The sequence below is a fragment of the Deinococcus phoenicis genome, assembly GCF_000599865.1.
GTDB lineage: Bacteria > Deinococcota > Deinococci > Deinococcales > Deinococcaceae > Deinococcus > Deinococcus phoenicis.
The window spans coordinates 1-871 of the sequence record NZ_JHAC01000015.1 but is presented as its reverse complement, the minus strand read 5'-3'; the positions used below and the strand labels follow the sequence as shown (position 1 = coordinate 871).

Below are 871 nucleotides of genomic sequence, written 5' to 3'. Positions count from 1 at the left end.
AGAGCGTGTTTGAAAAGGCTCAGGGAGCGGGTTCGAGGCGGCGCAACATGAGGCGGATGTTGGCGAGGTAGAACCAGGCTTCGGTAGTTTCAGGCAAGCCCTCATAGTCACGAGTGAGGCGACGTGAACGGGTGAACCAGGCCAAAGTGCGCTCCACGACCCAGCGGCGTGGCAGGACAACGAAGCCTCGTTGTCCTGCCACGCCTTTGACAATTTCGACCACCCAGGACAGGACCTGTTTGGCCCACGCCACCAGTTCACCGGAATAGCCGCCATCGGCCCAGATATATCTGAGCTGGGGGAAACGCTTGGCAAGGCTCCCCAGCAGGATGGGGGCACCGACGCGGTCCTGCACACTGCCTGCGGTCACGAAGACGACCAGCAGCAAGCCCAAGGTATCCACGACGATATGCCGCTTACGTCCGTTGGTTTTCTTGCCCGCATCCACCCCACGAAGACCGGCTTGTGGTGTGCAACGGACGGTTTGGGCATCAAGGATGCCTGCACTCGGTTCTGGATTTCTCCCGGCTTTTTTCCGTGTCCTACGGAGGAGGAAGCGGTTGACCGCTTCCCAGGTCCCATCACGCTGAAACCGCCGGAAGTAGCCGTAGACCGTCTGCCAGGCGGGAAAATCATGAGGAAGATTGCGCCAGGTGCAGCCATTTTGGAGGACATACAGGATGGCGCAGACCACTTCGTACATTTCCACCTTCCGGGGCCTGCCACCTGCTTTGCAGGCGGGCAAAAGGGCCTCGATGCGCTTAAACTGCTGGCGGGTCAGGTCACTGGTATACCGTCTTCTTCTCACAAAGACAGCGGACCAGAACCTGGCCCGCTGCGCTGTTCCCTCTGCACTTTTCAAACACGCTCT

Annotated in this window: 1 protein-coding gene; it reads right to left on the bottom strand. The window is 59.5% G+C overall.

Going from position 1 to position 871, the window contains the following annotated elements; translation table 11 throughout:
- Positions 1-19 precede the first annotated feature (19 nt).
- Positions 20-808, bottom strand: a complete 789-nt coding sequence (locus DEIPH_RS05060; protein ID WP_034354887.1) for an IS5 family transposase — start codon at positions 806-808, stop codon at positions 20-22.
- Positions 809-871 lie beyond the last annotated feature (63 nt).